The sequence below is a fragment of the Tsukamurella paurometabola genome (genome assembly GCF_900631615.1).
In the GTDB taxonomy this organism is placed as follows: Bacteria; Actinomycetota; Actinomycetes; order Mycobacteriales; family Mycobacteriaceae; genus Tsukamurella; species Tsukamurella paurometabola_A.
On record NZ_LR131273.1, the window covers coordinates 3,343,146 to 3,369,561 of the forward strand.

Sequence of the window (26,416 nt, forward strand, 5' to 3'; positions counted from 1 at the left end):
GCCCATCAGTTCACGTCGGCGAACGCCTCGACGGCCTCGTTCCGGCCGGCGACGATCAGGACGTCACCGTCCTGCACGATCGTGTCGTAGTCGGCGTGCGTGAAATCCTCACCCGGATGCTTGATGGCCACCACGGTGATCCCGTACTTGTGTCGCACGCCGGAGTCCTTGAGGGCCTTCCCGACGATGCTGCGCGGCGCGTGCGCCTTGACCATCGCGTAGTCCTCCTCGAACTCCACGTAGTCCAGCATCCTGCCGCCCGTCACGAGATGCGCCACCCGCTCGCCCATCTCGTGCTCCGGGAGCACCACGTGGTGCGCGCCCACCCGTTCGAGGATGCGGCGGTGCTGGTGGCTGGTGGCCTTCGCCCAGATGTTGGGGATCCGGAACTCCGACAGCAGCGAGGTGGCGAGGATGCCGGCCTCCAGGTCGGAGCCGATCGAGACCACCGCATGCGCGAAGTCCGGCACCCCCAGTTGCTTGAGCGCCTCCTCGTCGGTCGAGTCCGCGACCGCGGCATAGGTCAAGTCGTCGGAGATCCGCTGCACGCGACGCTCGTCCACGTCCACCCCGAGCACCTCGGCGCCCTGCGCGATCAGCTCGCGCGCCACCGACGCGCCGAACCGGCCCAGGCCGATGACGACGATGCGCATCCCCGTGCGCTTGCGTGATTTAACCAACGATCGGACGCTCCTCCGGCAACTCGTAGCGGCGCTCGCGCTCGCGCAGGGCGAGGGCGGACGCCACGGTCACGGGACCGAGTCGCCCCGCGAACATCAGGACCACCAGCAGTATCCGCCCGCCGACGGGCGGATCGTCGGTGATCCCGGTACTCAGGCCCACGGTGGAGAACGCCGAGACCACCTCGAACAGCACGGCGTCGAGTTCGAAGTGCGTCATCTGCAGCAGCGTCAGCGTGCCCACCATCACCGTGCCGACGCTGAGCAGCGCGACGGTGATCGCCTGTCGCTGCACGTCGGCGGAGATGCGCCGGCCGAAGGCGTGCACGGTCGGCTCGCCGCGGATCTCCGCCCAGATCACGAACGCCAGGATCGCGAAGGTCGTGACTTTGATCCCACCGGCCACGCCGCCGCTGCCGCCGCCGATGAACATCAACACGTCGGTGGTGAGCAGCGACGTCGGATGCATCGCGCCCACGTCGATCGTGTTGAAACCGGCTGTGCGCGGCGAGACCCCGGCGAACGTCCCCGTGAGGATCTTGCCGGCCACGTCGCGCGGGCCCAGGGTCGCCGGATTCGTCCACTCGAACGCGGTGATGAGGGCGACACCCCCGACCAGCAACGCGAAGTAGGTGATCAGCGTCAGCTTCGTGTGCAGCGACCAACGCGTCAGCGCGGTGTCCCGGTTCAGCCGCCGGCGCAGCGCCCGCGTGACCTCGTAGATCACCGGGAACCCGAGCCCGCCGATGACGATCGCCACCATGATCGGCACGACGATCCCGGGGTCCTCGGCGAACCCCGTCAGGCTGTCCGAGTAAAGCGCGATGCCCGCGTTGTTGTAGGCCGTGACGGCGTGGAACATCGCGAGATACGCGGCGCGGCCCGTCGAGACGTCGTAGCCGAGCGCGAACCGCGCGAACAGGAACAGGGCGGTGACCGCCTCCACGGCGAGGCTCATCCGGACGACGCCGAGCACCACCCGCTTGCTCTCGCCCAGCTCCAGGCTCTTGTTCTCCGCCTGCGCCAGGATCTGCAGCCGCAACCCGATGCGCCGCGCCACGAGCAGTCCGAGGAGCGAGGCCAGCGAGATGATGCCGAGCCCGCCGACCTGTACCAGCAGCATGATGACCACCTCGCCGAAGGTGGACCAGTGCGACTCGGTATCGACCACCACGAGCCCGTTGACGCACACCGCCGACGTGGCGGTGAACAGGGCGGTGCTCAGCGCGGTGCGCTGGCCGTCGGTCGCCGCGATCGGCAGGGACAGGAGCACGTTGCCGATCACCGTCGCCAGGCCGAAGCCGAGAACGATCAGGCGTGCCGGCTGCGTGGGACCGGCCATTCCGCGGGCCATCAGCAGAACCTACCCCGGCGCGGCTACCGCCCGAGGTACGCCGCGATCCATCGCGGGCCCACGCCGGCGGCCAGCAGCGCGAGTAGCACGATCCGCGCCTGCCCGGGCCGCAGCCGTCGCGACAGCAGCGCGCCGGCGGCGACGAGGTCGGCAGCACCGCCGCCCCCGCCGTAGGCGGCGTCGACGGGCCCGGACGCGATCCGCGTCGACACGACGACCACCACGCCCGCGTCCAGCGCGCGGCGCACCGCCTCCGCGAGCGCGACCGTCGTGTTCCCGCTCCCGGTGCCCGCGAGCACGATCCCGCGGGCGCCGGCCGCGACGGCGGCGTCGACGAGGGCACCGTCGGCCCCCGGGTACGAGGCCACGATGTCGACGCGCACGCCCGCGATCGGCGCGGGCTTGGTCAGCAGCCGATTCGGTGCCGTCCCGGCCAGCTCCGCCACCGGTAGGCCACCCTCGAAGGGCTGCGGCGCGACGGTGGACACCTTCGCGAGCCCCCGCACCGTCTGCACCTGCCCGGCGAAGGAGAGCAGCACCCCGAGCCCCCGGTATCCGGGGTCCGCGGCGACCGCGATCGCCTCCGCGAGATTCGCCGGTCCGTCCGCGGCGGGCGAATCCGCGGGGTGCTGCGCACCGGTGAAGACCACCGGCCGCGGGTCGGTGTGCGTCAGGTCTACCAGGAGCGAGGTCTCCTCCATGGTGTCCGTGCCGTGCGTCACGACGACCCCCGCCACCTCCGGGTCGGCGAGAGCGTCCACGACCGCGGCCCGGATCTCGTCGAGCTGCTCCAGCGTCAGCGCGGACGAATCCGCGGCGGTCACGTCGCGGACCGTCACGTCGATTCCCGGCACGGCGCCGGCGGTCTCGACCAGCGCCGCGCCGGCGTCCGTGGGGGCCGCCGCGCCGGATTCGTCGTGACGGCTGGCGATGGTGCCACCGGTGGCGAGCACGATCACTTCAGGCATGCGTGCAGCATCGCATGCCGGCCGTGGGGCGCGGTGGCGCACCGCGTCACGTTTGGCATAGTGGAGGCGGCGAAGCAGCGGCCGGACGGAGGTGACATTCTCGATGCGCGGACGGGTCCTCATGGCCCTCACCGCGGTACTCGTGGGCCTGGCCTGCGGTGCCTGCAGCGGGGAGAGCACCGAATCGCGGTCGAGCACCCCCTCGGCCGTTTCCGTCCAGGTGACGGAGGCACCGTCGAGCACGCCGGACCGTGCACCGTCGACGCAGCAACTCGAGGAGATGCTGAGCCGGGCGGTCGACCCGAACGTGCCGATCGAGGAGAAGGTGCAGCTGGTCCAGGGCGCGACGATCGCCGACGGGCCGCTGTTCGACGAGCTGGTCAAGCTGCGCAGCGACAACCCTCAGGTCAGCTGGCACATCGGCCGCCCCGTACTGGAGCAGCCGGGGCTGGCGAAGGCGCAGTTCTCCGTGCTCATGGGCGGGACGAATCAGCTGGCCTACGCGACCCTCGCCTTCGACGAGGGCCGGTGGAAACTGCAGCGCTCGTACGCCTGCCAGATGATCGTGCAGGTCGGGCGCGACTCGCCGTCCTGCCGCTGACCGCGGTCACGGACCGACGGACGCCGACTACTTCGGGCCGAAGCGGTAGACGCTGCCCGTCTTCTGCGTGAGCTTCTTCGCCGGGTCGTCGCCCACCAGGGTGCGACCGCCCTCCAACTGCACACCGCCCTGTCCGAACGCGCGGGCGGGGTCGATCTCGATGGTGCCGTTGCCCTCCGAGGTGTAGCTCTCGATCAGCAGGGTGCTGTCGCTGCCCGGCACCCGGAAGACGGAATCGTCGGGCGATTCGTCCACCTTGGCCTTCACCTCGGGCCGGTCCGCCGTGCCGCCGAGGGTGACGCGCATCGTCTGGGTCAGGGTGCTGTCGGCGCGGATCGACCGGGTCGCCGTCCACGTCGCACCGGGGGCGACGGGCTCGGCGGGCAGCGGGATCAGCCGCAGGAAGGTCTGCAGCAGGGCCTGCTCGAACGCGGACTGGGCCTCGGAGGAGACGCCGGGCGGTGCGGCCAGGACGAACGAGCGCACCTCGCCGCTGGGTGCGAGCTTCACGCGCGCGACGGATCCCGCCTCGACCTCGAGCGCCTTCGTCGTGGCGGCGTCCGTGGACGTGGGCGCCGAGAAGAAGAGGTAGACGTCGAGCGGATCGGCGCACGACGGCTGCGCGGTCAGCGGCAGCGTCACGTCGCGGTTCCCACCGGACGGCTGCTCGCCCGCCACCTGCGAGACCTGCAGCGAGTTGGTGAACAGCGCGTACTCGGCGACGGCGGTCGGGCGGACCGCCAGGGTACGCGCCGCGCCGGTGCCGGGGGAGTCGAGCACGATCGTCGCCTGCGGCACGTCGACGGTGACCGCGTGCCCGGGGAGCTCGGGCGGGGTCGCGGCGCAGCCCGCGGTCGCGGCCGGGGCCGCGACCGACTGCCGGGCGGGCGCCGACGAGGACGCGCCGGCGCCGGCGGAGTCGCCGTCCCCGCACCCCGCGACGGCGGTGACGAGCACCACCGTCGACGCCGCCACCACCGGGACCAGCCGCAACCGCTTGCCATGCACACCGCCACCGTAGTGGATGATGGAGTCATGGATTCCCCCGCAACCGCGCGGCCGAGCTGGTATCGGAACCCGCGCATCCTCCTGGCGGTGGTCGCGGTCGCGGTCTTCCTCATCGACCTGGCGGCCAAGACCACGGTGGTCCGGCACATGACGTACGGCGAGAAGATCCACGTGGTGGGCCCGTTCAGCCTGTACTTCGTGAAGAACCCGGGCGCGGCCTTCTCGATGGCCACCGGGTACACGTGGGTGCTCACCTTGATCGCCGTCGGCGTGGTGGTGTGGATCGTGCGGATGGGGTCGCGGCTGACGTCCCTGCCCTGGGCGCTCGGCCTCGGTCTGGTGCTCGGCGGCGCGCTGGGCAACCTCGCCGACCGGATCTTCCGCGCCCCAGGGGTCTTCCGCGGGCACGTCATCGACTTCTTCTCCGTCGGTGACTGGTTCCCCGTGTTCAACACCGCGGACTGCGCGATCAGCGTCGCCGCGGTGTTGCTGGTGGCGCTCACCCTGTTCGGGCGCGACCCGTACGAGGGCTTCGGGGAGAAGCGCACGCGCACGCCGGAGAAGACCACGGCCGAGGAGACCCGCACCACGGGAACGGAGGCGACCGATGCGTGAATCGCGCACCATGCCCGTCCCCGACGGGCTCGACGGCCTGCGGGTCGACGCGGGCGTCGCCCGCCTGCTCGGCCTGTCCCGCACGGTCGTCTCCGAGCTGGCGGCCGAGGGCTCCGTCACGCTCGACGGGGTCCCGGTCGGCAAGTCCGACAAGCTGCACGCGGGCGCCCTGCTCGACGTCACGCTGCCCGAACCCGCCCGGCCGCTGGAGATCGTCGCCGAGCCCGTGCCGGGCATGAACATCCTCTACTCCGACGCCGACATCGTGGTCGTCGACAAGCCCGTGGGCGTCGCAGCGCACGCGTCGGTCGGCTGGACCGGCCCGACGGTCATCGGCGGCCTCGCCGCCGCGGGCTTCCGGATCTCCACCTCGGGGGCGCCCGAGCGGCAGGGCATCGTGCACCGCCTCGACGTCGGGACCTCCGGTGTGATGGCCGTCGCCGTCTCCGAGCGCGCCTACACCGTGCTCAAGCGGGCGTTCAAGCAGCGCACCGTCGACAAGCGGTACCACGCGCTGGTGCAGGGACACCCGGACCCGATGTCCGGCACCATCGACGCACCGATCGGCCGGCATCGCAGTTCCGACTGGAAGTTCGCCGTCACCAAGGACGGCAAGCCGTCGATCACGCACTACGACACGATCGAGGCATTCCAGGCCGCGACGCTGCTCGACGTGCACCTGGAGACCGGCCGCACGCACCAGATCCGCGTGCACTTCGCGGCGCTGCACCATCCGTGCTGCGGCGACCAGACGTACGGCTCGGACCCGTCGCTGGCGAAGAAGCTGGGCCTGGAGCGGCAGTGGCTGCACGCCCGGACCCTGGGTTTCACGCACCCCACGCAGGGCGAGTACGTCGAGTTCACCTCGCCCTACCCCGGCGATCTGCAGCACGCCCTGGACGTCCTGCGCGACGCGTGAGCCGGACCATCGCGGGCTGGGCCGCGCTGCTCGCCGTCGCTCTCGGGCTGTCCTTCTGGCTCGGTTCGCAGACCCCGGTGCGCGTCCTGCGGCCCGACGGTGACCGGCTCGGCCCGCAGTCCGGCCAGGCGGTCGCGGAGTACCTCGACCAGGCCCGCGCATCGCTGGCGGCGGCGCCCCCGGCGGAGCGGCGCTGGGCCCTGATCTCCCCGGCCGCGGAGTGGACGCCCGACGAGGTGTGGACCCGCGCCGCGGGACTCGACCGCGTGGGCCGGGTGCTGGTGCGAGTGCGCATCCCCGGCGTGCAGACCCCCACGGCGATCATCCCGACGGGCCAGAGCGGCGCGGGCGTGCGCGCCGCGAACGAGCTGGCCGCCCTGGCGATGCCGGCGCTCGTCGCACCCGGTGACCGCGGCGAAGCGATCGCGCGCGTCACCGTGTCCCGACTGCGCGCGGGCAGGCCCGCCGTGGTCGGGGTCGTGGTGTGGGGCACGGGCGACGCCCTCCGTGCGGTCGCCGGCCGGCCCGGGGTGCGGTCCGTCCAGGTCCTCCCGCGCGAGGGCGCCCGCTTCGGCGTCTCCGCCCTGCTCCCGTCGTCGACGGTGACCGCCGCCCCCGGCCCCGACGACCGTCCGGTGCCGCCGCGATGAATTGCTGCTCTGCATCGGTATTGTGTTGGAATGAATCGATCGTGGGCGAGGCTGCCCGGATGCGCTGTCTCCGTCGCCGCCGCCGCGGCCGTGCTGGCCGTCTTCGTCTTCCTGGTCGCCTCGTGTGCGACCTTCGGTGACACGACGCGCCAGCTCGATGCCGACGGGGTCCGGGCGGTCGTGAAGAGGTGGACGGGTGCCGCGCTTCCGGAGTCGATCACCGTCGTCACGGCGCAGGAGTACGTGTCACGGGATTCGTCGATGTACGCCGTCTTCGACACCGTGACCGGTGGGCTCAACGGCTTCCTCGCGCAACTCGGTGAGCGCACTGTCCGTGAGCTCGCCGCGGATTGCCGCGACCCCACGCGGCCGGTCGGGTTCAGGGAGGTTCCCGGCTCCGTGCGCATCATCGATGCGGCGCCGGGATCGCGCTTCGAGCGGGACGGGAGCAGTGGGGAGTTCCTCGTGACGCAGGCGGTGGAGCAGGGCCGGCTCGACGGGTGTCGCGCCGTTGTCGCGGTGTCCGCGAGGCCGACAGATCCTTACGTGTACGTCCTCATTCAGGCCGGCGGCGCTGGTCTCAGCCGAGTGGTTCTCAGTCTGGTCTACACCTGACTCGCACGAGAGGCATCTCACGATGTGAGAAAGCTCTCCGTGATCGCGCAGCGTTTCCGTGGCATCGCGAACTAGCGTCGAAGGCATGGCAACCGTGCATCGCAGCAGTGGATTCATCGCCCTCCCGGCGCGTGCGCTGTGGGACGTGCTCGTCGACCTGGAGTGACTGTCGCGCTGGCAGCCCTTCGTTACGCAGGCCCCGCTGCGCGACCCCGTCGCACTCGGCGCCCGCCTCGACTGGGTGCCGGATCTGCGTGCGGCGTGGGTGCATCGCCGCTTCGCGGCGCCCGCCGTGGTCACCGAGTTCGCGCCCGAGCGCGCGCTCGCGATCACCCAGGACGAACCGGCCGGGGCCACCACGATCCGGTGGGTGCTGACCCCGCGGGACGGCGGCACCGTCGTCGAGCAGGCGGTGACCTCCGACGGCGCGTCCGGACCGTTGTTCGACCGGCTCGTTGCCCGGAGGTTCGCCGCCGACGCCGACACCTCCCTCGCGCGTCTCGCCCTGCTCGCCGGTCCGCCTCGCGCCGCGGAACCGCTCCACGTGGTCATCGCGGGCGGCGCCGGTGCCCTCGGCCGCCGCGTGGCCGCGGACCTGGTCCGCCGCGGCCACGACGTCACGATCCTCACCCGCTCGATCCGCGCCGACGTGCCCTATCCGCAGGTCACCTGGGACGGACGTACCGTCGGCGCGTGGGAGGCGGTCCTGGACGCGCCGAACACCGCCGTGATCAACCTCGCGGGCAAGCTCGTCGACTGCCGCCCCACGGCGGCGAACATCGCGGAACTCACCGCGAGCCGCGTCGACGCCACGCGGGCTCTCGTCGCGGCCGCGCGCGGCAAGGGCGTCCGTCGCTGGGTGCAGGCGAGTACGACCGCGATCTGGAGCGATGCGGGGGAGCGGTGGTGCACGGAGGACACCCCGCTGCCGGAGCCGGGGTTGCCGCAGATGACGGGAGTGGCCCGTCCGTGGGAGGAGTCGGTCGCCGATGCCGAGACCGAGCACCTGACCGTCCTGCGCACGTCGATCGTCCTCGACACGGATTCGCCGGCGATGGCGAAGATGACCGGCGTCACCAAGGCGTTCCTCGGTGGCCGCCTCGGCGACGGCCGGCAGTGGTTCAGCTGGATCCACCGCGACGACTGGCTCGCGGTGGTCCGGGCGGGCCTCGGGATCGAGCCCGGCGTCGACCTGCCGGCGGGAGTCGTGGTCGCGGCTGCGCCGAACCCGGCGCGCAACGCCGACGTGATGCGGACGCTGCGGCGCCACCTGCGCCGCCCGCCCGCGCCTCCGACGCCCGCGCCGGTCCTCGCGCTCGGTGCGATCGGGATGCGCAGCGACCCCGCACTCGGTCTGACCGGCAGGCACGCCACCTCGACGGTCCTCCCCGCCGCGGGCTTCGCCTTCCGGTACCCCGATCTCGACGGTGCGCTGGCTGACCTCCTCGGTTGACCGGGCGCGCCCGCAATCGACCGATTCGCCCGGGGCGAACGGAAAACCAATTGTGAGTGGGCACTCACTTCTGTAGTCTCGAAGTCGTGCCCGCGGCTAACGACACCAGACCCCGCGCGCCGCACCTCCCGCCGGAGGAGCGCCGCGCGGCGCTGATCGCCGCCACGCGGGACGCGCTCCTGGAGCACGGCGCCGTGCCCACGACCAAGCAGATCGCTGCCGCGGCCGGCGTCGCGGAGGGCACCATCTTCCGCGTCTTCGACTCCAAGGAGGACCTGCTCGACGCGGTGATGCTGGCGTCCTTCGACCCCGCGCCGCTGCTCGTGGAGATCGACGCCATCGACCCGGCCCTGCCGCTCCGCGAACGCCTCTACCGCTTCACCGAGCTCGTCCAGGCCCGGTTCCAGCGGATCTTCGGCCTCATGGACGCCCTCGGACTCGTCGCTCCGCCCCACGTCCGGGACCGGGACGCGCACCGGCGGGCCAAGGACGGGGGACCGGCGCTCGTGTCCCGGCTGCGGGGCGTGATCGGAGACGACGCCGACCAGCTGACCGTCCCTCCGGAGGAGGCGATCCACCTCCTGCGCCTGCTCACGTTCTCCGGCAGTCATCCCCACATCAGCGACGGGCATCTCCTCTCGCCCCGGCGCATCGTCGACGTCCTGCTCGACGGCATCTCGGCCCAGCCCACCACCGAATCCGTGCGAAGGAACAGCCCGCCGTGACCCTTCTCCGCCTCATCGCCGCGCACCTGCGGCCCTACCGGCCGTGGCTCCTCGCGGTGGCCGCCTTCCAACTCGTCAGCGTCGTCGCGAACCTGGTGCTGCCCAGTATCAACGCCAAGATCATCGACCTCGGCGTCACCCCCGGTGACACGGGCTACATCTGGCGCATGGGCGGAATCATGCTGGTGATCACGCTGTTCCAGGTGATCGCCGCCGGCGGCGCCACCTACTTCGCGGCCCGCAGCGCCATGGCCTTCGGCCGCGACACCCGGCGCTCCCTGTTCGGCCGCGTCCGGACGTTCTCGGGCCGTGAGGTCTCCGGCTTCGGTGCCGCCTCGCTCATCACCCGCACCACCAACGATGTGCAGCAGGTCCAGCTGCTCGTGCTGATGACGCTGTCGATGATGATCCAGGCACCGTTCATGGCCGTCGGGGGCGTCTTCATGGCGGTACGGGAGGAACCCGGCCTCGCCTGGCTGATGGTGGTGGCGGTTCCCGTCCTCGGTGCGGTCCTGGGCGTGGTGATCTCCAAGATGATTCCCGGCTTCCGCCGCGTGCAGACGCGCCTCGACACGGTCAATCAGGTTCTCCGGGAACAGCTCACGGGGGTCCGGGTGATCCGGGCCTTCGTCCGCGAGCCGGTCGAGCGGGAGCGGTTCGACGGTGCCAACACCGCCCTCACGGACGCCTCGGTCCGCGTGATGCGGCTGATGGCGGTGATGTTCCCGTGGGTGATGCTGGTGCTCAACCTCTCCACCGTCGCGGTCTGGTGGTTCGGCGCGCACCTCATCGCGGACGGCACGGCCCAGATCGGCTCGGTCACCGCCTACATGCAGTACATGATGCAGATCCTCATGTCGGTGATGATGGCGACGTTCATGGTGATGATGGTGCCGCGCGCCTCCGTCGCCGCGGAGCGCATCACGGACGTGCTCACCACCGAGTCCACGGTGGCGCCGCCCGAACGCCCCGATCCCCTCCCGGCCATCACCGGCGTCGTCGACCTCGACGACGTGACGATGTGCTATCCCGGCGCGGCGAAACCGGTGCTGCAGAACGTGAACCTCTCGGCCCGTCCGGGGGAGACGATCGCGATCATCGGCTCCACCGGTTCCGGGAAGTCGACCCTGATCAACCTGCTGGCGCGGCTGTTCGACGCCACCGGCGGTGCGGTCCGCTACGACGGGGTGGACGTGCGGGAACTGCGCGCCGACGCCCTCTGGGGACATGTCGGGCTGGTGCCGCAGCGCGGCTACCTGTTCAGCGGCACCGTCGCGAGCAACCTGCGCTTCGGCAACCCCGACGCGACGGACGAGGAGCTCGCCGAGGCGCTGCGCATCGCGCAGGCGGAGGGCTTCGTCGCCGAGCTCGGCGGCCTGGACGCGCCGATCGCGCAGGGTGGCACCAACGTCTCGGGCGGCCAGCGCCAGCGGCTCGCGATCGCCCGCGCCCTCGTCGCCAAACCCGCCGTCTACCTCTTCGACGACAGCTTCTCCGCGCTCGACCTGGCGACCGATGCGAAACTGCGTGCGGCCCTGCGCCCGTACACGCGGGAGGCCACGGTGTTCATCGTGGGCCAGCGCATCTCGACCATCGCAGGGGCCGACCAGATCCTCGTGCTCGAGGACGGCGAGGTGGTCGGTCACGGCACCCACGCCGAACTCCTCGAGACGTGTCCCACCTATCAGGAGATCGCCGGTAGCCAGGCGACGGCGGGGAGTGCAGCATGACCGGACCCGGGGCACGGGCCGCCGCCGCGGCGACGGCGGGCTCGCCGACCCAGAAGCCGATGACCTTCTGGCCCTCGCTGAAGCGCCTGCTGGGCCGGCTGCGCGAGCAGCGCTCGGCGATGACGGCGGCGGTGCTGTTGTCGGTCGGCTCGGTGACCGCCGCGGTGATCGCGCCGAAGGTCGTGGGCACCGCGGTCGACGCCATCTACGACGGTTTCCGCTCGCAGCTGCAGCACGGGCCGGGCATCGACTTCCACCGCGTCGGCACCATCCTCACCTGGGTGATCGCGCTGTTCGTGGCGAGCGCGGCACTGCAGTACGCGCAGGGCTTCCTGCTCAACGGCGCGGTGCAGCGGGTCATGTACTCGCTCCGGCGGGAGGTCGAGGAGAAGCTGAACCGGCTGCCGCTGAGTTACTTCGACCGCCAGCCCCGCGGCGAACTGCTGTCGCGCGTCACCAACGACATCGACAACCTCGGCCAGTCGCTGACGCAGGCGCTGAGCCAGCTCATCGTCTCCGCGTTCACTGTGATCGGCGTGCTGATCATGATGCTCGTGGTCTCGCCGCTGCTCACCGCCGTCGCGGTGGTGGTCATCCCGCTCATCGTGATCTTCGCGGGCCAGATCATGAAGCGCAGCCAGAAGCACTTCGTGGCGCAGTGGAAGTCGACGGGAGCGCTCAACGCCCAGGTCGAGGAGGCCTTCACCGGGCACGACCTGGTGACCGTCTACGGGCGGGGCGACGCCCTGCAGGAGCGCTTCGCGCAGGAGAACGACGCGCTGATGAACGCGAGCTACAAGGCGCAGTTCCTCTCCGGCCTCGTCATGCCGATCAGCATGTTCGTCGGCAACCTGCAGTACGTCGCGGTGTGCGTCGTCGGCGGGCTGCGGGTGGCCGCGGGCGCCATGAGCCTGGGCGACGTCATCGCCTTCATCCAGTACTCGCGGCAGTTCACCCAGCCGGTCACCCAGATGGCGTCGATGGTGAACATGCTGCAGTCGGGCGTCGCCTCCGCCGAGCGCGTCTTCGCCATCCTCGACGCCGAGGAGCAGACCGTCGAGCGTCCGGGCGCCCTGCCCGAGCCGACCCGGGGCCGGGTCGCCTTCGAGGACGTCTCCTTCGGCTACAAGGGCGACGAGCCGCTCATCGAGGGGCTGAACCTGGTCGCCGAGCCCGGCCGGACCGTCGCGGTCGTCGGGCACACCGGCGCGGGCAAGACCACGCTCGTCAACCTCATCATGCGGTTCTACGAGCTCAGCGGCGGCCGGATCACCATCGACGGGGTCGACATCGCCGAGGTCGAGCGGGCGGACCTGCGGCGGCGGATGGGCATGGTCCTGCAGGACACCTGGCTGTTCGAGGGCACGATCATGGAGAACATCCGGTACGGGCGCCTCGACGCGACCGATGAGGAGGTGTACGCGGCTGCGCGCGCCACCTTCGTCGACCGATTCGCGCACTCTCTGCCCGACGGCTACGACACGGTCCTCGACGACGAGTCCGGCAGCGTCTCCGCGGGGGAGCGCCAGCTCATCACGATCGCCCGCGCCTTCCTCGCGGAGCCGGCGATCCTGATCCTCGACGAAGCGACGAGCTCGGTGGACACCCGCACGGAGGTCCTGCTGCAGAAGGCGATGCACGCCCTGCGGGCGGACCGCACGAGCTTCGTCATCGCGCACCGTCTCTCGACCATCCGCGACGCGGACGTCATCGTCGTCATGGATCACGGAAGGATCGTCGAACAGGGCTCGCACGACGAGCTGCTCGCGGCGGGCGGCCACTACGCCGACCTCTACCGGGCCCAGTTCGAGGGCGTCGAGATCTGACGCGCGAGTCGGCGAAACGCTCGCCACCGGGGCGACGGTCCGCGGCCGGGTTACGCTGGTGCTCGACGGAACGGACGATATGGGGCAGAAGCGGCGGACATGAGTGATGAACTCGCACCCGGGACGGTGATCGGCGGCTATCGGATCGAGCGGCGCCTCGGGTCCGGCGGCATGGGCTCCGTCTATCTCGCCAAGCACCCCGAACTGCCCCGGTACGACGCGCTCAAGGTGCTGGGCGCCGGCTACTCCGGCGACGAGGCCTTCCGCAAGCGCTTCCTGCGCGAGGCCGAGCTGGCTGCGCGCCTCGACCACCCCAACGTGGTCACCATCTACAACCGCGGTACCGAGGGCGCTCGGTTGTGGATCGCCATGCAGTACGTGGAGGGTGACGACTGCTCGGTGCTGCTCAAGCGCAACCCCGGCGGCCTGGCTCCCGCCGTCGCCGTCGAGATCATCGGCCAGATCGCCCGCGGCCTCGACCGGGCGCATCGCGCCGGGCTGCTCCACCGGGACATCAAGCCCGCGAACATCCTGGTCGCGGCCGCCGACGACGACGAGGGCGACGAACGCCGCGCGCTGCTCACGGACTTCGGCGTGGCCAAGGGGGGAGAGGACACCTCCCAGCTGACCGCGGTCGGCACCGTGCTCGCGACGCTCGCCTACGCCTCCCCGGAACAACTCTGCGGCGAGGAACTCGACCCGCGTTCGGACCAGTACTCGCTGGCCGCGACCTTCTTCCACCTCGTCACCGGCAAGGTGCCGTACACGGGCGCGAGCACGGATGCCGTGATCGACGCGCATTTCAACGCGCCGCCGCCCCGCATCTCGCAGATCCGGGAGGGGGTTCCGCCCGCCGTCGACGCGGTGGTCGCCCGCGGCCTCGCCAAGACGCCGGCCGAGCGGTTCGCCACGTGCAAGGAATTCGCGACCGCGCTGAAATCGGCGTTGACGGCCCCCGTCGGACGCCCCGCGCCGCGTCCGGTGCCGCGCCCCGCGCCGCCCGGTTACGTGCCCGGCCCGGGGCACCCGTCCGGTCCGCAGCCGCCCGCGACGGCCGGCCGGCCGTCGGTGCCCGTTCAGCGGACCGTCGCACCCGGGATCCGCGGGCAGGCGAACCGGCCCAGTTTCCCCACCGCGCGGCCGCCGCAGGCACCGCAATCGGCGGTGCCGCAGCAGGCGGGGCCCAAGCCGGCGGCGCCCGGTCCGCAGCCGCTGTACGGTGCGGGCGCGGGGGCACGCTCGGGGGCCGTGCCGCGTCCCCCGGTGCCGCGTGCGCAGCCCGCGAAGACGCCGGCTGCGGGTGGGATGCCGCCCGGAGTGTTGGTGCTGGTGGGGGTGGCGGTAGTCGCGTTGCTGGTGTTGATCCTGGTCATCGCCTTCGGCTGATGATCCGCAGGACGTGTCGGTCGATGGGCCTACACTGCCTAATGACAGCGATGAGATTCTCCCCGGAGGTGAGCAGCCCATGACGTCGGCCGCCGGCTCGTTCGTGCATCTGCACAACCACACCGAGTACTCGATGCTCGACGGCGCGGCCAAGGTGGACCCGTTGTTCGCGGAGGCCAAGCGCCTCGGCATGACGGCGGTGGGCATGTCCGACCACGGCAACATGTTCGGCGCGTCGGACTTCTACAACACGGCGAAGAAGTACGAGATCAAGCCGATCATCGGAATCGAGGCGTACATCGCGCCGGAGTCCCGGTTCTCGACCAAGCGCGTGCGCTGGGGCGATCCGTCGCAGAAGGGCGACGACGTCTCGGGCTCGGGCGCGTACACCCACATGACGATGGTCGCGGAGAACGCGACCGGCCTGCGGAACCTGTTCAAGCTGAGCTCGTTGGCCTCGATCGAGGGCCAGCTGGGTAAGTGGTCCCGTATGGACGCGGAGCTCATCGCCGAGCACGCCGAGGGCATCATCGCGACCACGGGCTGCCCGTCGGGCGAGGTGCAGACCCGGCTGCGCCTGGGCCACGATCAGGAGGCACTCGAAGCCGCCGCGAAGTGGCAGGAGATCTTCGGCAAGGACAACTTCTACCTGGAGCTGATGGACCACGGCATCGACATCGAGCGCCGGGTCCGCGAGGGCCTGCTCGACATCGGCCGCAAGCTCGGGATCAAGCCGCTGGCCACGAACGACTGCCACTACGTCACCAAGGACAAGGCCGAATCGCACGGCGCGCTGCTGTGCATCCAGACCGGTAAGACGCTCTCGGACCCGACGCGTTTCCAGTTCGACGGTGACGGCTACTACCTCAAGTCCGCGGACGAGATGCGTGAGCTGTGGGACTCGCAGGTGCCCGGCGCCTGCGACTCGACCGTCGAGATCGGCGAGCGGGTCCAGTCCTACGCCGAGGTGTGGGAGCACAAGGATCGGATGCCGCGGTTCCCGGTGCCGGAGAACCACACGCAGGAGTCGTTCCTCGAGTCCGAGGTCATGGACGGTCTGAACCGCCGGTTCCCGGACGGCCCGCCGGCGGATTACGTCGAGCGCGCGAAGTACGAGCTGTCGGTCATCAACGAGATGGGCTTCCCGGCCTACTTCCTCGTGGTCGGCGACCTCATCGCGCACGCGCACGAGGTCGGCATCCGCGTGGGCCCGGGCCGTGGCTCCGCGGCGGGCTCCCTCGTCGCCTGGGCGCTGGGCATCACGAACATCGACCCGATCCCGCACGGCCTGCTGTTCGAGCGGTTCCTCAATCCCGAGCGCGTGTCGATGCCCGATATCGATATCGACTTCGACGATCGTCGCCGCGGCGAAATGATCACGTACGCCTCGGAGAAGTGGGGCTCGGACAAGGTGGCCCAGGTCATCACGTTCGGCACCATCAAGACGAAGGCCGCCATCAAGGACTCGGCGCGCGTCATCTACGGCCAGCCCGGCTACTCGATCGCGGACCGGATCACCAAGGCGCTGCCGCCGCCCATCATGGCGAAGGACATCTCGGTCAAGGGCATCACGGACCCCGAGCACGAGCGGTACAAGGAAGCCGTCGAGGTCCGGCAGCTGATCGAGACGGACCCGGACGTCAAGAAGATCTACGACATGGCGCTCGGACTCGAGGGCCTGATCCGCAACGCGGGCGTTCACGCCTGCGCGGTGATCATGTCGTGTGATCCGCTCACCGACGCCATCCCGGTGTGGAAGCGCGCCCAGGACGGCGCGATCATCACCGGTTGGGACTACCCGTCGTGCGAGGCCATCGGCCTGCTGAAGATGGACTTCCTGGGCCTGCGCAACCTCACCGTCATCGGTGACGCCCTGGAGAACATCAAGCACAACCGCGGCATCGACCTGAACATGGACGAGCTGCCGCTCGACGACGAGACCACCTACGAGCTGCTGCAGCGCGGCAACACCCTCGGCGTCTTCCAGCTCGACGGCGGCCCGATGCGCGATCTGCTGCGCCGCATGCAGCCCACCAAGTTCGAGGACATCGTGGCCGTCGGCGCGCTGTACCGCCCCGGCCCGATGGGCATGAACGCGCACAACGACTACGCGGACCGCAAGAACGGCCGGCAGCAGGTCAAGCCCATCCATCCGGAGCTCGAGGAGCCGCTGAAGGACATTCTCGCGGACACGTTCGGCCTGATCGTGTTCCAGGAGCAGATCATGCAGATCGCGCAGAAGGTCGCCGGGTACAGCCTCGGACAGGCCGACATCCTGCGTCGCGCGATGGGCAAGAAGAAGAAGGAGGTGCTCGACGAGGCATACGGCGGCTTCCAACAGGGCATGCTCGACAACGGGTTCTCGCAGCCCGCGATCACCGCGCTGTGGGAGACGGTGCTCCCGTTCGCCGGCTACGCGTTCAACAAGTCGCACGCCGCCGCGTACGGCCTGGTCTCGTACTGGACGGCGTACCTCAAGGCGAACTATCCGGCCGAGTACATGGCCGCCCTGCTCACCTCCGTCGGTGACGACAAGGACAAGGCCGCCATCTACCTCGGCGACTGCCGCCGCCTCGGCATCACCGTGCTCCCGCCGGACGTCAACGAGTCCTTCCACGCCTTCACCTCGGTGGGCGAGGACATCCGCTTCGGCATGGGCTCGGTGCGCAACGTCGGCGAGGGCGTCGTCGCGTCCATCGTGAACACGCGCAAGGAGAAGGGGAACTTCACCTCGTTCTCCGACTACCTCGCCAAGATCGAGGTCGCGGCCTGCTCGAAGAAGGTCACCGAATCCCTCATCAAGGCGGGCGGTTTCGACTCCCTCGACCATCCCCGCAAGGGCCTGCTGCTGGTGCACGCCGACGCCATCGAGTCGGTGCTGTCCACCAAGAAGGCCGAGGCCGTGGGCCAGTTCGACCTCTTCGGCTCCATGGGCGAGGAGGACGGTGCCGCAGGGCCCATCGACGACGTCTTCACGATCAAGGTCCCCGACGAGGAGTGGGACGGCAAGCACAAACTGGCCCTCGAGCGCGAGATGCTGGGCCTGTACGTCTCCGCGCACCCGCTCGACGGGGTGGAGCACGTCATCGCCGCGCAGACCGACACCGCCATCCCGGCCATCGTCGAAGGCGATGTCAAGGACGGCACCCAGGTGACGGTGGGCGGCATCCTGCAGTCGGTGAACCGGCGCGTGAACAAGAACGGCGCCCCGTTCGCGTCCGCGCAGATCGAGGACCTCTCCGGCGGTATCGAGGTCTTCTTCTTCCCCCAGGCCTACGCCGCGTACGGCGCCGAGGTCGTCGAGGACGCGGTGGTGCTCATCAAGGCCCGCGTGAATTTCCGCGACGACAAGGTGACGCTGATCGCGAACGACATCGCGCCCATCGACCTGTCCCAGATCGGGGTGGCGAAGCCGTTGTCACTCACCATGCAGACCCGCGTGTGCACGCAGGACAAGGTCTCCGCGCTCAAGCAGGTACTGCAGCGCCATCCCGGCGTCTCCGACGTGCACGTCAAGCTCGTCAGTGGCGACAAGGCCACCACGCTGCGGCTCGACGACACCTTGCGGGTGAACCCGTCGTCCTCCCTGATGGGCGACCTGAAGGCATTGCTCGGCCCCAACTGCCTCGCCTGATCCGTGGCACCTGCCTCCTCAGCGGACGGTCGGGGTGCCGAAGATCCGTCGGAACAGGTCGTCGCCGTGGCTGGTCGGCAGGGGTGGCCCGGGCAGCATCCGAAAGGTGCGGTCGCCGGAGTCGAGTCGCTCGGCGCGCAGGAAGGTGTGCCGGGAATCGTCCGCGGCCGCGAGACCGCGCGCGAGTTCGTACATGTGCGTCACGTAGACGACAGTGATCCCGCAGTCGCGCATCGTCTCGACGATCTCCCGGGCGAGGGCCGCCCCCTCGCGTTCGTTCGTCGACGCGAGCGACTCGTTGCACAGCAGCAGCGCGCCCGGACGGATCACATCCGCGATCGCACTCATCCGGCTCAGTTCCTCCTCCAGCCGCCCGGCGGTGTCGCCCCCGTCGCGCTCCTCGCCGCCGAAGTGGGTGTACACCTGGGGGTGAATCGGTCCGCGGTAGTCGCGGGCGGCAACCGGCATGCCGCAGCGCGCCATGAGCTGCGCCGTGCCGAGGCTCCGCAGCAGCGTCGTCTTCCCGCCGTGATTCGCCCCGGTGATCATCGTGACCGTCGCGTCCCCGGCGTCGATGTCGTTGCCGACGAGCGTTTCCCGCGTGTCCAGCGCGAGTACCGGGTGATAGATCCCGTGACAGACGAGGCCCCGCGTCGACGGTTCCGGTAGGCACCACGCGGCGCCCCGCTCGTCGAGGGCGGCGAGCAGGTTCATCACGGCGCGGTAGAAGCCCAGCTCGTCGGCGACGGTGCGGAAGTACGCGGCGACGTGTTCCGCCGCCTGCGCCACCGCGTCCGCTGCGGTTCGGATACCGCGGCCGGCGAGGGTGGTCAGCGCCTCCGCGGCGGCGGGGTCGTCGAGGTCGAGGTCGATACCGCCCGCTCCGCCGCGCAGACGACGCCACCCGGTGCGATCCGGGCGGCGGAGTACGTGCCCGGCGCCGTGCGCGCCGGCGCCGAGGCGCATGCTGATCAGCTCACCCTTCGCGAACCGGAGCTCCTTGAGATGTGCTCGCACCGTCGCCAGGTACTCGTCGTCGAGCTCCGCCGCGACGCAGGCGAAGAACGCCTCGAAGCCCGCCGATGTGAAGCCGCCGCGCCACCGATCGCATGCCGCGCGCAGCTCGGCGAAGGCGTCCACGAACATGTCGAGCACGTCCAGCGAGCGGTACAGCACCTTGTCCGGGGTGGCGCGCGTGAACAGCCCGAAGTAGTTGTGCCGCTCCCGCTCGACGGCGTCCGCCGCGATCCGGCGCAGGTCGTCGACCGCTTCCGGGTGGGCGAGGCAGTCCCGTAGCACGTCGTGCCGGTAGCGGATGTCCTCGGCGGAGGCGACGTCGCCGAGCAGTACCGCCTCCGCCACCCGGTACAGCGTGTCGTCCCCGCCGGCCATGACCGCGAGTAACCGGTCCACGCCCAGGTTCCGGCGCAGTTCCTCCGCGCGCGGCGGCGCGGGCGGGGGATCGTGCAGGTCCCGGTCTCGGTGGAGCAGGCGCGTCCTCATGAGGCGATCCGCCGGCGCAGCGTCTCCCCGTCGAGGCCGTGCCGGCGGGCGAGGGCCGCGGCATGGGCGAGACCACGCGGGCGGCCCCTCCGGATCCGATAGCTCCGTGCGGACGGCTCGACAGGGACGTCGGCCGTCATGCTCACCACCCCGGCTCCGAGCTCGGCGATCTCGTCGACGAAGGTGACGTAGATGCTCCGCGCGCCGATCGCCACCAGCCGGCGGACGACCTCGGAACCGAGGCGAGCTGTGTCGTCGAGCGACGTCGACGCGAAGGTCTCGTTCATCACCACGACGCTCCGGCGGGTGGCCGCGGTCAGGATCTCCCGCATCCCCTCGATGTCGGCTTCGAGCCGACCGCGCCGGTCGTCGGCGGATTCGGGGCGCTCGAACTGCGTGAACAGTGTGTCGTACAGCCCGATCTCCACGGCGGTGCCCGGAACGGGCAGGCCGAGCGCCGCCAGGTGGTGGATCTGGCCGAAGGCTCGGGCGAGCGCGGTCTTTCCGCCGTGATTGGGGCCGGTGATCACCAGCACGCGCTCGTCGCGGCCGAGCCGGATGTCGTTGCCCACGACGGGTTCCCCGCGCCGCAGCAGGTCCGTCGCCATCGCGAGGTCGACGGTGTGGCGGGCGTCGAGCACGGGGTGGTCGACGACGGCGGGGAGGGTGAACGGCACCCCGGCGTCCTCCATCCGGGACACGTAGTCGAGGTAGCTCAGGTACCAGCGGACCTCCAGGTCCGTCCGGATGACGACCGGATCGCCGTAGGCGCCGTGCCGGTCCCGGAAACGGGCGAGCGCCCGGAACGTGTCGGGGAACAGGGCGGTGACGTCGGTGAGGATCGCCGCTTCGACACCGTCGAGACCGGGGCGCGACGGGACGTCCTCGGCGCGACGGGCGGAGCTCTCGACTCGGAACCGGTCGAACACGGCGGCGACCTCGGCGCCGTAGTCCGCTTCTCCGCGGTAGCGCCCCACCCGGACGTCGGACTTCTTGATCCGCACGGTGTACTCGACGCGATCGATGAGGGCGGCCACCTCGGCCGCGTCGTCGGCGAACGACCGGTGGTCGCGCGATGGGGCCAGGGCGTCGAGGTACGCGCCCAGGTCGCGGAGCGCCGCGGGCGGGTGCGCGAGCCCGCTGAGTGCGTTCCGGAGCTCGGCGACCGCGCCGAGGTATCGGCGCGCACCGTCGAGGAACCAGGCGTCGCTCTCCGTGCGGAGCCGTACTCGGTCGGCGTTCGACTGTGCCTCGCGCATGGCGGACATCGACGTGCAGAAGCGCCTCAGCGCGATCCCGAGGGCGGTGTCCCGTCGCAGGGTGCGGCACAGTTCCTGTCGGTACCGCGCAACCGGCACCGTCGGGGCGGGGGCACGGAAGAAGGGGATGACCGCGGGATCGTGCGTCGCCGCCGCTGCGACGATGCGGTCCATCCCCAGATCGACGAAGCACCGCGGATCCCGGGCCGGGATGTCCGCGACGGGCGTGCCGAGGAGGGAGGGGGAGTCCACGGCGCACACCTCCACTCGGCCGTGTGGTCACGGCGGGGACCGGCGGGCGGCGTCGGCGGCGCTCACGGGGGACCGCCGGTTCTTCGACCGTACGTCCGCGGGTCGACGCGGGGCAAGAGCCGGCGTGCGCCCTACCGCTGCTGGTGCAGGGCGCGCGCCGCCCACCACACCGCGACGCCGGAGCCGGCGGCGGTGAGGATCGCGGGCGCGAGCGTCGCGCCGCCCACGGCAGCGGTGAGCAGGACGCCGAGGACGAGGACGACCAGTGCAGTGACCAGGGCCTCCGCCTTGTAGCGGGGCCAGGCGATACCGAAGACGTCGACGGTCGACCGCTGCGCAGCGGCGCGGCGATCGGAAGTCGAGGATGCGGCAGCGGTGGTCATGGTCTTCACCATACCCTGCGATCAAGAGTTCGGCTACCCGAACTCACAGTCCGGCGGGTCGATCTGGGATGATGGGACACGTGTTGCGCTGGATCACCGCAGGAGAATCGCACGGCCCCGCCCTCGTGGCCCTCGTGGAGGGCATGGTCGCGGGCGTCGAGGTCACGTCGTCGGACATCGCCGCCCAATTGGCGCGGCGGCGCCTCGGCTACGGCCGCGGTGCGCGCATGAAGTTCGAGGCCGACAAGGTCACCATCCTCGGTGGTGTCCGGCACGGCCGCACCCAGGCGGGTCCTGTCGCGATCGAGATCGGGAACACCGAGTGGCCCAAGTGGGAGCAGGTCATGTCGGCCGATCCCGTCGACCAGGAGCTGCTCGACGGTATGGCCCGGAACGCGCCGCTCACGCGGCCGCGCCCCGGCCACGCCGACTACTCGGGGATGCTCAAGTACGGCTTCGACGACGCGCGCCCGGTACTCGAGCGCGCGAGCGCGCGTGAGACGGCGGCCCGGGTCGCGGCCGGCACCGTGGCGCGGAACTTCCTGCGCCAGGCCTTCGGTGCAGAGGTGATCAGCCACGTCATCTCCATCGGCGCGTCCGATCCCTACGCCGGCCCGACCCCGTCGGCCGCCGATCTCGACCGGATCGACGCCTCGCCGGTCCGTGCCTTCGACGAGGCCGCGGAGCAGTCGATGATCGCCGAGATCGAAGCCGCGAAGAAGGACGGCGACACGCTCGGCGGCGTCGTCGAGGTCGTCGTGACGGGCCTGCCCGTGGGCATCGGCTCCGTGGCTTCCGGCGAGAGCCGCCTCGACTCGCGGCTCGCCGCCGCGCTCATGGGCATTCAGGCGATCAAGGGCGTCGAGGTCGGCGACGGATTCGAGACGGCCCGCCGCCGCGGCAGCGCCGCGCACGACGAGATGCTGCCCGACAAGGGCGGCGTGCTCCGCTCCACCAACCGCGCGGGCGGCGTCGAGGGCGGCATGACGAACGGCGAGGAACTCCGCGTGCGCGCCGCGATGAAGCCGATCTCCACGGTCCCGCGCGCCCTGCGCACCATCGACATGCAGACCGGCACCGAGGCCGTCGCCATCCACCAGCGCAGCGACGTCTGCGCGGTGCCCGCTGCCGGCGTCGTGGCCGAGGCCATGGTGGCGCTCGTCGTCGCCCAGGCGGCGCTCGAGAAGTTCGGCGGCGACAGCCTCGCCGAGACCCGCAGCAACATCGAGCGGTACTCCGAGCAGGTGTCGGCGCGGTTGCAGCGGGTGACGCCCGAGGCGATCTGATGGCCACCGCGCCCGGCCGCGAGCCGGGGCCCGCGGCGATCCTGATCGGCCCGCCCGGGGCGGGGAAGACGACCATCGGCCGTCGGCTCGCGCGCGCCCTGCGCGTCGAGTTCATCGACGTCGACGAGGAGATCGAGCGCCGCGAGGGCCGGTCCATCCCGCAGATCTTCGCCGGCGACGGCGAGCCGGCGTTCCGCGCCATCGAGGAGGACGTCGTCGCCGACGTGGTCGCGCACCACCCCGGCGTCGTCTCCCTCGGCGGCGGCGCCGTCCTCTCCGAGGCGACCCGTACCCTGCTGCGCCGGCACCAGGTCGTCTACCTCGAACTCACCGAGGAGGAGGGGATCCGGCGCACCGTCAGCCCGGCCGCGTCGAACCGCCCACTCCTCAAGGGCGACGACCCCGCCGCGGCGTACCGTGCCCTCATGGCTCGGCGCACGCCGATCTACCGCGAACTCGCGACGATCCGCGTCTCGACCGTGGGCCGGGCACCGTCGTCCGTCGTCCGGCAGGTGCAGCGGCGCCTCAAGGACACCGCACCCGGACGGGAGCGCCGCGGCCCGTGGCCGAAACTGCCCGCCGTCCTCCGCACGTCCACCAAGAACCGATCGGAGTAGCAGATGAGCGAGAACCCGGTGAAGGTCCGCGTCGATGCGGGCAGCCCCTACGACGTGGTGATCGGGCGCGGGCTGCTGGACGAGACCGTCGCGGCCGCCGGCGATGCCACCAAGGCTGCGATCTTCTACCAGCCGACGCTCGCCGAGACCGCCGAGGTGCTGCGGCAGGCCCTCGCCGACAAGGGGATCGACGCGCACCGTGTCGAGCTGCCCGACGCCGAGGCGGGCAAGGACCTCCAGGTCGCCGGGTTCTGCTGGGAGGTGCTCGGTCGCATCGGCCTGAGCCGCCAGGACGTGATCTACAGCCTCGGCGGCGGCGCCGCGACCGACGTCACCGGCTTCGTGGCCGCCACCTGGATGCGCGGCGTGCCCGTCGTGCACATCCCGACGACGCTGCTCGCGATGGTCGACGCGGCCGTGGGCGGCAAGACCGGGATCAACACGGACGCGGGCAAGAACCTGGTCGGCTCCTTCCACGAGCCGCGCTCGGTGATCGTCGACCTGGTGACGCTGGAGACGGTGCCGCGCAACGAGATCGTGGCGGGCATGGCCGAGGTCATCAAGACCGGCTTCATCGCCGACCCGGTGATCCTCGAACTCATCGAGAAGGACCCGGAGGCCGCGCTCGACCCGACCGGCGAGGTGCTGCCCGAGCTGGTCCGTCGGTCCATCGAGGTCAAGGCGAAGGTGGTGTCCGCCGACCTCAAGGAGTCCTCGCTGCGCGAGATCCTCAACTACGGCCACACCCTGGCGCACGCGCTGGAACGCCGCGAGCGCTACCGCTGGCGCCACGGCGCCGCCGTCGCCGTCGGCCTGATCTACGCCGCCGAACTCGGTCGCCTCGCCGGACGTCTCGACGACGAGACCGCCGACCGGCACCGCTCCGTCCTCGAGTCCGTCGGCCTGCCCACGAGCTACGACGCCGACGCCTTCGGGCAGCTCCTCGAGTACATGGGCAAGGACAAGAAGAACCGCGCCGGCATGCTCCGATTCGTCGTGCTCGACGGCCTCGCCCGCCCCGGCAGGCTCGAAGCCCCCGACCCGTCGCTCCTGGTCGCCGCGTACTCCGCCGTGGCGAAGGAGGGCACGCAGCCCACCGGCTCCGTCCTCCTCTGACGCGTCAGAGCCCCAGCAGGTCGGCGGTGCGCTCGAGCGCGTAGTCGAAGAGCGCATCGGCGGGCTCGAAGGTGTTCGCGTACTGGCCGAACAGCTCGAAACTCACGGCCCCGAAGAGCTGGGTCCAGGCCAGGACGCCCAGGGCGAGCTGCCCCGGCGCGGCGTCCGGGGCCACCACGTCGGCCGCGTCACGCAGCTGCGCGACGAGCCCGCCCGACGGTGCCGGCGCGCCCGCGTGCCCGCACGCCGCGATGCGGGCGAACGTGCCCGACGTGCGGATCGCGGCTGCGGTCGTCTCCGTCGGAGCGTGGTAGCCGGGCACGGGCGTGCCGAAGAGCAGGGTGTACTCGTGCGGGTGTGCGAGCGCCCAGGTGCGGACGGCGCGCCCCGCGGCGAGCCATCGCTCCCGGGGGCCGTCCGCAGCGGCGTCGGCCGCCTCGACGGCGTCACCGAGCGCGGTGTAGGCGTCGGTGATGAGCGCGGTGAGGAGCGCGTCCCGGCTGGGGAAGTAGCGGTACACCGCCGAGGACGCCAGGCCGAGGTCGCGCGCGACGGCGCGCAGGGAGAGCGCGGCGGCGCCGACGTCGCGGAGCTGTTCCCGGGCGCTGCGGGTGATCTCGGCGGTGATCTCGGCGCGGGCTCGTTCGCGTGCGGTCCGGGAGGCGTTCATCCGCACGATCTTAGCGTCGATCCGAAACGAGAGCACTGCTCTTGACAATCGACTGTCGACGTCGGAGCATTGGAATGAAACGAGAGCAGTGCTCACACTTTGGAGGACTTCATGACCGCACCCGCCGCCGATCGCGTCCGCCCGGGCCGGACGGCCACCGCGTTCAACAACACCGTCGCCTGGCTCGCCCGCCGGGGGATCTCGGTCTACGGCAGCAGGGAGCTCGCGGTCCGCGGTCGTCGCACGGGGGAGTGGCGCACCGTCCCCGTCAACGTGCTCACCGTCGACGGTGCCGGGCACCTCGTCGCGGCCCGGGGCGTCACCCAATGGGTGCGCAACCTGCGCGTCGCGGGCGCGGGCGAGCTGCGGCTGGGGCGCACCATCGAGCCGTTCACCGCCACGGAGGTCACGGATCCGATCGCGAAGGTGCCCGTGCTGCGCGCCTACCTGCGCAGGTGGGCGTGGGAGGTCGGCGCCTTCTTCCCCGGTCTCTCCGCCGACAGTTCCGATGACGAGCTGGTGGCCGCCGCGGTCCGCTACCCGGTGTTCGTCGTGGTCCGGCGCTGACCGCGCTGCCGGGCGGGTGTACCGCCGGTACAGTCGGTTTCGTGAGCGAGACCAGGGCCATCGATCAGTCCAGCGGCGTGCTGGAGGTGCACACCGGCGTGGCGGGGCGGTCGGCCCGTCTCGGCCACCGCCTGGTGCTCGCGCCCGCGGCCTGGCGCGTCGAGGTCGAGGTCGATGCCGAGCGGCCGGTCGCGCTCGTGGTCACCGTCGACGCGGCCTCGCTGGAGGTCGTCTCCGGCGAGGGCGGGCTGACTCCGCTGAGCGCGCCCGAACGCGCGGTCGCCACCGCGAACGCGCACCGTTCGCTCAAGGTCAAGGCGAACCCGACGATCGAGTACCGGTCCACCGCGATCGACGCCACCGAGAACGGATTCCGAGTGCGGGGCGAGCTGACGATCGGCGGCACCACCAGGCCGTGCGACTTCGTCCTCGCCTACGAGGAGGCGCAGCCCGCGCCGGCCCTCGCCACGGCCGTCCCGGTGCGGCAGACCGACTTCGGGATCAAGCCGTTCTCGCTCATGATGGGCACCCTGCAGGTGGCGGACGAGGTCACCGTGGTCGCGCGCGCCACCGTCTGACGGGCGCGCGCCCGCGCAGCC

Annotated in this window: 24 protein-coding genes; 16 read left to right on the forward strand and 8 right to left on the reverse strand. The window is 71.2% G+C overall.

The annotated features are described in order from the left end of the window. Positions 1-5: 5 nt before the first annotated feature. Genes ELY19_RS16745 through ELY19_RS16755 form a run of 3 tightly spaced genes read right to left on the reverse strand, consistent with a single transcriptional unit; the run spans position 6 to position 3,002 of the window. The gene (locus ELY19_RS16745; protein WP_197715913.1) at positions 6-653 is read right to left on the reverse strand and encodes a potassium channel family protein; all 648 of its coding nucleotides are present in this window, start codon (positions 651-653) and stop codon (positions 6-8) included. A 19-nt stretch (positions 654-672) separates the two neighbouring features. Then, entirely contained in the window at positions 673-2,034 is a 1,362-nt protein-coding gene (locus ELY19_RS16750) for a TrkH family potassium uptake protein (RefSeq protein WP_126197243.1), read from the reverse strand. 23 nt (positions 2,035-2,057) lie between these two features. Continuing rightward, a complete protein-coding gene (locus tag ELY19_RS16755) occupies positions 2,058-3,002 on the reverse strand; it encodes an asparaginase (RefSeq protein ID WP_126197244.1) in 945 nt (314 codons plus the stop codon). 103 nt (positions 3,003-3,105) lie between these two features. Here ELY19_RS16755 and ELY19_RS16760 point away from each other — a divergent pair, with 103 nt between their 5' ends. Continuing rightward, positions 3,106-3,603 carry a WKL family lipoprotein gene (locus ELY19_RS16760; protein ID WP_126197245.1) on the forward strand — a complete coding sequence of 166 codons (498 nt, stop codon included), beginning with the start codon at positions 3,106-3,108 and terminating at the stop codon, positions 3,601-3,603. Positions 3,604-3,630: 27 nt separating this feature from the next. Here ELY19_RS16760 and ELY19_RS16765 read toward each other — a convergent pair whose 3' ends face one another. Continuing rightward, on the reverse strand, positions 3,631-4,611 hold the full coding sequence (locus tag ELY19_RS16765; RefSeq protein ID WP_126197246.1) for a hypothetical protein: 981 nt from the start codon (positions 4,609-4,611) through the stop codon (positions 3,631-3,633). 27 nt (positions 4,612-4,638) lie between these two features. Here ELY19_RS16765 and lspA point away from each other — a divergent pair, with 27 nt between their 5' ends. The 10 genes from lspA to dnaE all read left to right on the forward strand — a co-directional run bounded on the left by lspA (position 4,639) and on the right by dnaE (position 18,164). Next, a complete protein-coding gene (gene lspA, locus ELY19_RS16770; protein ID WP_197715914.1) occupies positions 4,639-5,226 on the forward strand; it encodes a signal peptidase II in 588 nt (195 codons plus the stop codon). Beyond that, positions 5,219-6,145: an RluA family pseudouridine synthase gene (locus ELY19_RS16775; RefSeq protein ID WP_126197248.1), complete on the forward strand. Its 927-nt coding sequence runs from the start codon at positions 5,219-5,221 to the stop codon at positions 6,143-6,145. The genes lspA and ELY19_RS16775 overlap by 8 nt, the downstream gene beginning before the upstream one ends. Further along, positions 6,142-6,795, forward strand: coding sequence for a hypothetical protein (locus ELY19_RS16780; protein WP_126197249.1), 654 nt, complete (start codon positions 6,142-6,144; stop codon positions 6,793-6,795). The genes ELY19_RS16775 and ELY19_RS16780 overlap by 4 nt, the downstream gene beginning before the upstream one ends. A 30-nt stretch (positions 6,796-6,825) precedes the next feature. Next, a complete protein-coding gene (locus ELY19_RS16785) occupies positions 6,826-7,410 on the forward strand; it encodes a hypothetical protein (RefSeq protein ID WP_126197250.1) in 585 nt (194 codons plus the stop codon). A gap of 241 nt (positions 7,411-7,651) precedes the next feature. Beyond that, entirely contained in the window at positions 7,652-8,863 is a 1,212-nt protein-coding gene (locus tag ELY19_RS16790) for a DUF1731 domain-containing protein (RefSeq protein WP_227966899.1), read from the forward strand. Between the two features lie 86 nt (positions 8,864-8,949). Further along, entirely contained in the window at positions 8,950-9,588 is a 639-nt protein-coding gene (locus ELY19_RS16795) for a TetR/AcrR family transcriptional regulator (protein ID WP_164711629.1), read from the forward strand. Beyond that, positions 9,585-11,318 carry an ABC transporter ATP-binding protein gene (locus ELY19_RS16800; protein WP_126197253.1) on the forward strand — a complete coding sequence of 578 codons (1,734 nt, stop codon included), beginning with the start codon at positions 9,585-9,587 and terminating at the stop codon, positions 11,316-11,318. The genes ELY19_RS16795 and ELY19_RS16800 overlap by 4 nt, the downstream gene beginning before the upstream one ends. Further along, the gene (locus ELY19_RS16805; RefSeq protein ID WP_126197254.1) at positions 11,315-13,144 is read left to right on the forward strand and encodes an ABC transporter ATP-binding protein; all 1,830 of its coding nucleotides are present in this window, start codon (positions 11,315-11,317) and stop codon (positions 13,142-13,144) included. The genes ELY19_RS16800 and ELY19_RS16805 overlap by 4 nt, the downstream gene beginning before the upstream one ends. A 99-nt stretch (positions 13,145-13,243) precedes the next feature. Next, complete coding sequence (locus ELY19_RS16810) at positions 13,244-14,530, forward strand: serine/threonine-protein kinase (RefSeq protein ID WP_126197255.1); 1,287 nt, start codon at positions 13,244-13,246, stop codon at positions 14,528-14,530. Positions 14,531-14,609: 79 nt separating this feature from the next. Continuing rightward, a complete protein-coding gene (dnaE, locus tag ELY19_RS16815; protein ID WP_126197256.1) occupies positions 14,610-18,164 on the forward strand; it encodes a DNA polymerase III subunit alpha in 3,555 nt (1,184 codons plus the stop codon). A gap of 18 nt (positions 18,165-18,182) precedes the next feature. Here the strand turns inward: dnaE and ELY19_RS16820 are convergent, their stop codons facing one another. From ELY19_RS16820 to ELY19_RS16830, 3 genes are all read right to left on the reverse strand, one after another. Next, positions 18,183-19,667, reverse strand: a complete 1,485-nt coding sequence (locus ELY19_RS16820; protein WP_126197257.1) for a MutS-related protein — start codon at positions 19,665-19,667, stop codon at positions 18,183-18,185. Further along, positions 19,664-21,178 (reverse strand): MutS-related protein, encoded by a 1,515-nt coding sequence (locus ELY19_RS16825; protein ID WP_126197258.1) that lies wholly within the window; start codon positions 21,176-21,178, stop codon positions 19,664-19,666. Before ELY19_RS16825 ends, ELY19_RS16820 begins: the two co-directional genes overlap by 4 nt. Positions 21,179-21,309: 131 nt before the next feature. Continuing rightward, positions 21,310-21,561, reverse strand: coding sequence for a hypothetical protein (locus ELY19_RS16830; protein ID WP_126197259.1), 252 nt, complete (start codon positions 21,559-21,561; stop codon positions 21,310-21,312). Between the two features lie 80 nt (positions 21,562-21,641). Here ELY19_RS16830 and aroC point away from each other — a divergent pair, with 80 nt between their 5' ends. From aroC to aroB, 3 genes are read left to right on the forward strand one after another with little or no spacing between them, the layout of a single operon-like run. Next, complete coding sequence (gene aroC / locus ELY19_RS16835; protein WP_374101471.1) at positions 21,642-22,847, forward strand: chorismate synthase; 1,206 nt, start codon at positions 21,642-21,644, stop codon at positions 22,845-22,847. Then, positions 22,847-23,464 carry a shikimate kinase gene (locus ELY19_RS16840; RefSeq protein WP_126197260.1) on the forward strand — a complete coding sequence of 206 codons (618 nt, stop codon included), beginning with the start codon at positions 22,847-22,849 and terminating at the stop codon, positions 23,462-23,464. Before aroC ends, ELY19_RS16840 begins: the two co-directional genes overlap by 1 nt. Positions 23,465-23,467: 3 nt before the next feature. Continuing rightward, entirely contained in the window at positions 23,468-24,580 is a 1,113-nt protein-coding gene (aroB, locus tag ELY19_RS16845) for a 3-dehydroquinate synthase (RefSeq protein ID WP_126197261.1), read from the forward strand. A gap of 4 nt (positions 24,581-24,584) precedes the next feature. Here the strand turns inward: aroB and ELY19_RS16850 are convergent, their stop codons facing one another. Continuing rightward, positions 24,585-25,250: a TetR/AcrR family transcriptional regulator gene (locus ELY19_RS16850; RefSeq protein WP_126197262.1), complete on the reverse strand. Its 666-nt coding sequence runs from the start codon at positions 25,248-25,250 to the stop codon at positions 24,585-24,587. Between the two features lie 111 nt (positions 25,251-25,361). Here ELY19_RS16850 and ELY19_RS16855 point away from each other — a divergent pair, with 111 nt between their 5' ends. Both ELY19_RS16855 and ELY19_RS16860 read left to right on the forward strand, forming a co-directional pair. After that, positions 25,362-25,817 carry a nitroreductase/quinone reductase family protein gene (locus ELY19_RS16855; RefSeq protein WP_126197263.1) on the forward strand — a complete coding sequence of 152 codons (456 nt, stop codon included), beginning with the start codon at positions 25,362-25,364 and terminating at the stop codon, positions 25,815-25,817. 41 nt (positions 25,818-25,858) lie between these two features. Continuing rightward, entirely contained in the window at positions 25,859-26,395 is a 537-nt protein-coding gene (locus tag ELY19_RS16860; RefSeq protein WP_164711630.1) for a YceI family protein, read from the forward strand. Positions 26,396-26,416 lie beyond the last annotated feature (21 nt).

What these genes read in the sequence shown, in the direction of transcription:
- ELY19_RS16810 (WP_126197255.1), top strand. Translation starts at nt 13,244, where the DNA reads ATGAGTGATGAACTCGCACCCGGGACGGTGATCGGCGGCTATCGGATC.
- ELY19_RS16840 (WP_126197260.1), top strand. Translation starts at nt 22,847, where the DNA reads ATGGCCACCGCGCCCGGCCGCGAGCCGGGGCCCGCGGCGATCCTGATC.
- ELY19_RS16830 (WP_126197259.1), bottom strand. Translation starts at nt 21,561, where the DNA reads ATGACCACCGCTGCCGCATCCTCGACTTCCGATCGCCGCGCCGCTGCG.
- ELY19_RS16775 (WP_126197248.1), top strand. Translation starts at nt 5,219, where the DNA reads ATGCGTGAATCGCGCACCATGCCCGTCCCCGACGGGCTCGACGGCCTG.
- ELY19_RS16805 (WP_126197254.1), top strand. Translation starts at nt 11,315, where the DNA reads ATGACCGGACCCGGGGCACGGGCCGCCGCCGCGGCGACGGCGGGCTCG.
- ELY19_RS16750 (WP_126197243.1), bottom strand. Translation starts at nt 2,034, where the DNA reads ATGGCCCGCGGAATGGCCGGTCCCACGCAGCCGGCACGCCTGATCGTT.
- ELY19_RS16760 (WP_126197245.1), top strand. Translation starts at nt 3,106, where the DNA reads ATGCGCGGACGGGTCCTCATGGCCCTCACCGCGGTACTCGTGGGCCTG.
- dnaE (WP_126197256.1), top strand. Translation starts at nt 14,610, where the DNA reads ATGACGTCGGCCGCCGGCTCGTTCGTGCATCTGCACAACCACACCGAG.
- ELY19_RS16855 (WP_126197263.1), top strand. Translation starts at nt 25,362, where the DNA reads ATGACCGCACCCGCCGCCGATCGCGTCCGCCCGGGCCGGACGGCCACC.
- ELY19_RS16785 (WP_126197250.1), top strand. Translation starts at nt 6,826, where the DNA reads ATGAATCGATCGTGGGCGAGGCTGCCCGGATGCGCTGTCTCCGTCGCC.
- ELY19_RS16820 (WP_126197257.1), bottom strand. Translation starts at nt 19,667, where the DNA reads ATGAGGACGCGCCTGCTCCACCGAGACCGGGACCTGCACGATCCCCCG.
- lspA (WP_197715914.1), top strand. Translation starts at nt 4,639, where the DNA reads ATGGATTCCCCCGCAACCGCGCGGCCGAGCTGGTATCGGAACCCGCGC.
- aroB (WP_126197261.1), top strand. Translation starts at nt 23,468, where the DNA reads ATGAGCGAGAACCCGGTGAAGGTCCGCGTCGATGCGGGCAGCCCCTAC.
- ELY19_RS16755 (WP_126197244.1), bottom strand. Translation starts at nt 3,002, where the DNA reads ATGCCTGAAGTGATCGTGCTCGCCACCGGTGGCACCATCGCCAGCCGT.
- ELY19_RS16745 (WP_197715913.1), bottom strand. Translation starts at nt 653, where the DNA reads ATGCGCATCGTCGTCATCGGCCTGGGCCGGTTCGGCGCGTCGGTGGCG.
- ELY19_RS16850 (WP_126197262.1), bottom strand. Translation starts at nt 25,250, where the DNA reads ATGAACGCCTCCCGGACCGCACGCGAACGAGCCCGCGCCGAGATCACC.